This is a genomic window from Thermus sp. NMX2.A1, assembly GCF_000511705.1.
In the GTDB taxonomy this organism is placed as follows: domain Bacteria; phylum Deinococcota; class Deinococci; order Deinococcales; family Thermaceae; genus Thermus; species Thermus scotoductus.
In genome coordinates this window covers 1-6096 of sequence record NZ_ATNI01000071.1, presented here as the reverse complement: position 1 = coordinate 6096, position 6096 = coordinate 1, and the positions used below count along the sequence as shown (strand labels likewise).

6 protein-coding genes and 1 pseudogene are annotated in these 6096 nt (G+C 65.0%); 1 reads left to right on the top strand and 6 read right to left on the bottom strand.

From position 1 onward, the window contains the following. From TNMX_RS07670 to TNMX_RS07645, 6 genes and pseudogenes are all read right to left on the bottom strand, one after another. A pseudogene (locus TNMX_RS07670) lies at positions 1-217 on the bottom strand (GGDEF domain-containing protein); the annotation flags it as partial. Between the two features lie 46 nt (positions 218-263). Then, positions 264-2156, bottom strand: a complete 1893-nt coding sequence (gene speA / locus TNMX_RS07665) for a biosynthetic arginine decarboxylase (protein ID WP_038031014.1) — start codon at positions 2154-2156, stop codon at positions 264-266. After that, positions 2153-2722 (bottom strand): DUF72 domain-containing protein, encoded by a 570-nt coding sequence (locus TNMX_RS07660; protein ID WP_038031011.1) that lies wholly within the window; start codon positions 2720-2722, stop codon positions 2153-2155. Before TNMX_RS07660 ends, speA begins: the two co-directional genes overlap by 4 nt. Further along, positions 2703-3419, bottom strand: a complete 717-nt coding sequence (locus TNMX_RS07655) for an alpha/beta hydrolase (RefSeq protein WP_038031008.1) — start codon at positions 3417-3419, stop codon at positions 2703-2705. The genes TNMX_RS07660 and TNMX_RS07655 overlap by 20 nt, the downstream gene beginning before the upstream one ends. 10 nt (positions 3420-3429) lie before the next feature. After that, complete coding sequence (locus tag TNMX_RS07650) at positions 3430-4362, bottom strand: ribose-phosphate pyrophosphokinase (RefSeq protein ID WP_038031005.1); 933 nt, start codon at positions 4360-4362, stop codon at positions 3430-3432. Between the two features lie 84 nt (positions 4363-4446). After that, a complete protein-coding gene (locus tag TNMX_RS07645; RefSeq protein ID WP_038031002.1) occupies positions 4447-5577 on the bottom strand; it encodes a Xaa-Pro peptidase family protein in 1131 nt (376 codons plus the stop codon). An 80-nt stretch (positions 5578-5657) separates the two neighbouring features. On the opposite strand from TNMX_RS07645, the gene erpA reads away from it, so the two are divergent. Next, complete coding sequence (gene erpA / locus TNMX_RS07640; RefSeq protein WP_015718186.1) at positions 5658-6038, top strand: iron-sulfur cluster insertion protein ErpA; 381 nt, start codon at positions 5658-5660, stop codon at positions 6036-6038. Positions 6039-6096 lie beyond the last annotated feature (58 nt).

Genomic DNA, 6096 nt, shown 5'->3' with positions numbered 1-6096 from the left:
CCAAAAGAGAAAAGCCCAGGGCCAGAAAGGGCAGGAGGAAGCGGTCCACGGGGTCCAGCTCCGCGGCCCTCGAGGCGGCAAAGGCCACCAGGGCCAGAAGGGCCCCGAGGGGCAGGAGCCATAAGGCCATCCTGCGCCTTAAGGGATGCAAGGGATCCAGGAGCTCGAGGGTAGGGTACAAGTTAGCTCCAGTATAGGGGTTTCCTGCCTGGGCCATGCCCCCAGGATGACCCTACCCCCCTTAACGGATCCTTAACGGGCCTTCAGTCCTCCAGGTAGGTGTAACCGCGAAGCTCGCGCATGTACCGCTCCAAAAAGGCGCCTTTCTCCACGGGGGAGAGGCGGCTTTGCCGCACCAAGCGCTCCACCCCCTGGAAAAGCTCCCGGGCGGTGAAGCCCATTTTCTCGATGACGTCTTCCGCGGTTTCCCCGGGGACGAAGCGTTCTATGGCGAAGCCCTCTTCGTCCACCACCACGTGGGCTTCCCCCACCTGGCCGAAGAGGTTGTGGTTGCTGCCCAGCACGTCCTGATAAGCCCCCACCAGGAAGACGCCCAGGTAGTAGTCCTCCCCCGGGCGGATGGGGTGGACGGGCAGGCTCTGGCGCACATCGTGCAGGTCGATGAAGCGGTCTATCTTGCCGTCGGAGTCGCAGGAGATGTCCACCAGGGTAGCCTGGCGGGTGGGGGGCTCGTTAAGGCGGCTTAGGGGGACGATGGGGAAGAGCTGGTGGATGGCCCAGGCGTCGGGAAGGCTTTGGAAAATGGAAAAGTTGCAGACCAGCTTGTCGGCCAAGAGCTTCTCCAGATCCTCAAACTCATCGGGAGCGTAGGGCAGTTCCCGCACGATGGCGTAGACCCGCCGGGCGATGTGGTAGAAGATCTCCTCCGCCAGGGCGCGGTCCCGCAGGGATACGAGCCCCAGGTCGTAAAGGGTCTGCAGGGTTTCCTTGTCGGCGAAGGCGTCGTGGTAGACCTCGCGGAAGTTCTTGGGGGAGAGGGTTTCCAGGCTCTCCCAAAGCTCCTTGACCAGAGGGTGGGCCTCCGCGGGCGGGGGAGCAGGCCGGGTCTCCCCCGGGGGGGTGATCACGTCGATGACCTCGAGGACCAGGACCTCATGATACGCGGTCACCGCCCGGCCCGACTCCGTCACCAGGGTGGGATGGGGCTCCCCTTGGGCCTCCACCACCTCCTTGGTCACGTAGACCAGGTCCTCGGCGTACTCGGGGAGGGTGTAGTTGGCGGAGGCGTAGAAGTTGGTCTTGGAGCCGTCGTAGTCCACGGCCAGGCCCCCGCCCAGGTTCAGGTACTGGAGGGGAGCCCCCAGCTTCCGGAGCTGCACATAGGTCTGGGCTGCCTCCCGCACCGCCGCCTTGATCTTGCGGATATCCGTCACCTGGCTACCGATGTGGGCGTGGATCATGACCAGGGCATCCAGGAGCCCTTCTTCCTTCAGGATCTCCACCGCCCGGATGATCTCCGGGGTCGTGAGGCCGAACTTGGCGTTTTCCCCGCCGCTGGCTTCCCACTGCCCTGCTCCCTTGGCCTTCAGCTTGTAGCGGATGCCCAGGCTGGGCCGCACGCCCAGCTCCTTGGAAATGCGGATCACCCGGGAAAGCTCGGCGAACTTCTCCAAGGTGATGACCACGTTTCGGGAAAGTTTCTTCCCCGTTAGGGCCAGGCGGATGAAGTCGTCGTCCTTGAAGCCGTTGGTGGTGATGAGGGCCTCCGGGGAAAGGTCTTGGGCCAGGATTAGGGCGAGTTCCGCCTTGCTTCCCGCCTCGAGGCCGTAGTGGTAGGGCCTCCCCGCCTTGGCCACGGTTTCCAGCACCAGCCGGCGCTGGTTCACCTTCACGGGGTAGACCCCGCGGTAGCCTCCCGTATAGCCGTACTTTTCCATGGCCCTGCGAAAGGCCTCGTTCAGCTCCCGCACCCGGGCCTCGAGGATCTGGGGGAAGCGGAGCACCAGGGGCAGGGGCCGCCCCTCGTCCCTGAGGGCTTCCACGATCTCCAAAAGGGAAGCGGAAGGGCCTTCCGGGCCCAGGGGGGTTACCTCCAGCTCCCCGTCCCGCCCTACCCGGAAGAACCCCGCCCCCCAGTAGGGCACCAGGTAGATCTCCTCAGCTTCCTTGGGGGAAAAGCGCCTGGCGGTTTTCAATCCCGTTCAACCTCCGCCCTTGAGTGTAGGGCGGAAGGGGCGGCTTGGGAAGAGGTTGGGCTCCGGTAAAGGTACCCCTCGCCTTCCCTGGGGATTTCCTCCGGGTCCACCAGGTAGAGGAAAGGGCCTCCCGTTTGGTTTACCAGGGCATAGCCCCGTTCTTTGAGAAGGGGATGCAAGGCCTCCTCGGCTTGAAAGGCAAGGGGTACCGGGCCCACTTCTTTCAAGACCTCCTCCAAAAGGTCCAGCCAGCGGGCCAGTTGGGTGGGGTCCAGGCCCTGGGGGACTGCAATCCGGACCGCTCCCCTTTTCTCGCCGAATAACCCAAACCGCCTTAAGAAACGCCTTAAGGTACGCCTCTCCTCCCCGGAAGGCTGGAAGGAGAAGTGCTTGTGGCCAAAGACGCTGAAGCGGAATCCCGCCGGGGCCAGGCTCCTCAAGCGGCTTATGGTCCTTTTGTCCCCCACCCGGTGCCACCAGGAGAGTTCCACCGTGGGGAAGGCTTTGGCGTAGGCCTTGAAGCCCCCAGGGTAGCCCCTATACCCCTTAAGGCCTTCCAGGATCAAGCCACGCCTCCAAAAAGGCCAGCCCCATCCGGGCCATCAAGGGGGTGATGGTGTGCCCGGCTCCTTCCTCCACAAACCAGGCTAAGCGGCCTTCGGGGTAGTGGGGCCTCAAGGCCTCCACGGTTTTCTCCATGCGGGAAAGGGGCACGATCAGGTCCTTGGTGCCGTGGAGGTGGAGCAGGGGCACACCTCCATAGGCTTCCCCCCTCTGGGCAGGAGGGGTTTCGTAAAGGGCCAGGACCCGGGTATCCCGCACCTCCTGACCCTGGGGAAGCTTCATGGGGAAGCCGCTTCCGATGAAGGCCAGGGCCCCTTCCGCCCGGAAACCCTGGGATAGAAGCAGGTGCACCACAAAGGCTCCCAGGCTCCCCCCCGCCAGGAAAAGGGGTAGGCCGAAGCGCCCCCTGGCCTCCTGGGCCACTTCCCTCCCTTCCTCGGCGAAGGCCAGGGCCACCTGGTACACCTCCTCCACATACCTGGGGCTTTTGGAGGAAGGGGGTGGGCCCTCCCGTTTCCCGTGCCGGGGGGCGTCAAAGGCCAGGAGGAGGAAGCCCCTTTCCACATACCCCGGGAGGAGGGAAAGGATGTGCTCCCTCGAGCCCTGAAGCCCGTGGAGGGCCAGGAGGAGGGCCCTCGGGCGCTCGGGGATGTGGGCCAGCACGCTTTGCCCCGCCAGGGTGAAGGCTTCTTTCCGCATCCCGCTTCCCTCAGGTGAACAGGCTGGACACCGACTCTCCCCGGTGGATGCGCCAGATGGCCTCGGCGAAGATGGGGGCCACGGGGAGGGTCTTGAGCTTGGGACCCTCCTTGGGAGGGCAGGTGTCGGTGGCGGCCACCTCCTTCACCGGGCTTTGGGCGATGCGCTCCAGGGCCGGGCCCACATAGACCCCGTGGGTGGCGGCGGCGTAGACTTCCCTGGCCCCAGCTTGCAGGAGGGCTTCTACTGCCTCCACCAGGCTTCCGGCGGTGGAGATCTCGTCGTCCACGATCAAGGCGGTTTTCCCCCTCACCTCCCCCACCAGCATCCGCACCCGCACCTCGGTGTCGGATACCCGCTCCTTGTCGATGAAGGCCAGGGGAAGGCGGAGGCGCCGGGCCAGGGAGCTGGCCCTCTTAAGGTCGCCGGCATCCGGAGCCACCACCACGGCATTTTCCAGGTCCACCCGGGTGGCGAAGTGGTTGGCGATGACGGGCTCGGCGGAAAGGTGGTCCACGGGCACCTTGAAGAAGCCGTGGACCTGCGGGGAGTGCAGGGTCATGGTGAGGACCCGGTCGGCCCCGGCGGTCTGGAGGAGGTCGGCGATGAGCCGGGCGGCGATGGAGATGCGGGGGGCGTCCTTCTTGTCGCTACGGGCGTAGGAGAAGTAGGGGATGACCGCCGTGACCCGGGCGGCGCTGGCTCCTTTGGCGGCGTCCACCATCATGAGGAGTTCCATGAGGTGGTCCTGCACCGGAGGGGTCAGGGACTGGACGATGAAGACATCCCCTTCCCTCAGGCTTTCCTCGAAGCGCACGAAGAGGTTGTCGTTGGCGAAGCGCTGGGTGGCGCTTTTGCCCAAGGGCAGGCCTAGGGCCTCGGCGATGGCTTGGGCCAGGGGTTTGTTGGACTGACCGGAGAAGATCAGGAGGGGGCGGTCCATGCCGTTCCCCAAGATACCACGGGAGAGGGGTATGCCCAAGTCGGCCCCGAAGGGGGCTACTTGGGTCAGCCCCGAAGGGGCTACTTAAAGGAGGGTAAGGGCTTCCTGCAAGGGAGTGGTGACCTCCGGACCCGTGGGGTGCAGGTAGACGTTCACCTCGGTGCGCACCCCGAAGCCAGGCAGGTAAAGCCCGGGCTCCACGGTGAAGGCGAGGCCCGGCACCAACGGGCGGAAGTCGTGGGTTTCCAGGTCATCCAGGTGGGGACCTGAGCCGTGGACCTCCTCCCCCAGGTTGTGCCCTGTGCGGTGGCGGAGGTAGGCGCCGTAGCCCTCCCCTTCCAAAAGGCCCCGGGCCACCCGGTCCACCTCGAAGCCCTTGGGGTAGCGCCCTTTTTGGTAGGCCTCGGCCACGAAGCGGATGGCCTCATCCCGGGCCTTTACCACAGCCTGGAAGGCTTGGTGGGCAGCCTCGGGAGGCCTTAGGCCGGCCATCCAGGTGACGTCGGCGTAGACCCCTCCTTTTTCCTTAGCCCAAAGGTCCAAGAGCACCACTTCTCCCTCCTCGAGGGCCTTCCCCGTGGACGCATGGTGGGGGTTGGCGGCGTTTTGGCCGAAGGCCACCATGGGGGGGTGGTCGAAGACCAGGCCCCGTTCCTCCAGGGCCTGGATCAATATGGCCTGTACCGCCTGTTCCGTGGACCCAGGGTTTTGGCGCAGGAAGGCTATGGCCCGGTCCTTGGCGGCCACCAGGCCCTCGGCTGCCCGGCGGTGGCTTTTTAGCTTCTCCTCCTCCCAGGTCTGGAAGAGGAGAAGCAAGGGCCAGGAGGAGGTGAGCTCGAGGCCCATTCCCCTGAGAAGGTCCAAACTGCCCCCGTCCACCCGGGACAGGTAGGGGATAAGCCCTCCCGGCACGTACTCCAAGGCGATGCGCCGCTGTCCTTCCAAAAGCTCCGAAAGGGCTTCCAGGTACCCTCGCCAGGTGTGGTAGGTGCGCCTCTTCCCGGGAAGGAGGGGAAAGAGACTTTCCTCTATGGCGTGGCAGAGGAGCAGGGGTTCCCCTTCCTGGGGAATGAGGTAGGCAAAACGGCGGGTTAGGTGAAGGTGGGTGAGGGCAAGCACCTCGAGGGCCACGGGATTGCTCCGGCCAAAGGAGAGGAGGAGCCAAGCATCCAGCCTCTCTTCCCTGAGGATTTCCTGCACGCGGGTGAGCTCCACGTTCCCATGCTACCCCTTGGAACCCACCTCACCTTTTCGTACCCCTGACGTGCTACGTTAGGGGTAGGGAGGTTTGGAAGATGGTCGAGACGCAGGAGGCGGTCATCCGCATTACCCCCTTGGCGGCGGAGAAGGCTAAGGAGATCCTGGCCCGTTATGGCAAGGAGCATGCGGCCATCCGGGTCTACATCAAGTCCGGCGGGTGCTCGGGCTTCCAGTACGGCATGGCCGTGGACGAAAGGGAGCTCGAGGGGGATACCCTCGTGGAGATGCACGGGGTGCGCTTGGTGGTGGACCCCATGTCCCTGCCCTACCTGGTGGGCTCGGAGATCGACTGGGTGGAAAGCCTCATGGGCGGCGGGTTCACCGTGCACAACCCCAACGCCGCCAGCACCTGCGGTTGCGGCCACTCCTTCCGCACCAAGGACCAGGAAGGGGAGGCCCGCACCTGCGGCCACTAATTGCCTCTTTTGAGCGCCTTTTGGGGGCCCAGATCCTGGGCCCCTTTAACCTTTTTCC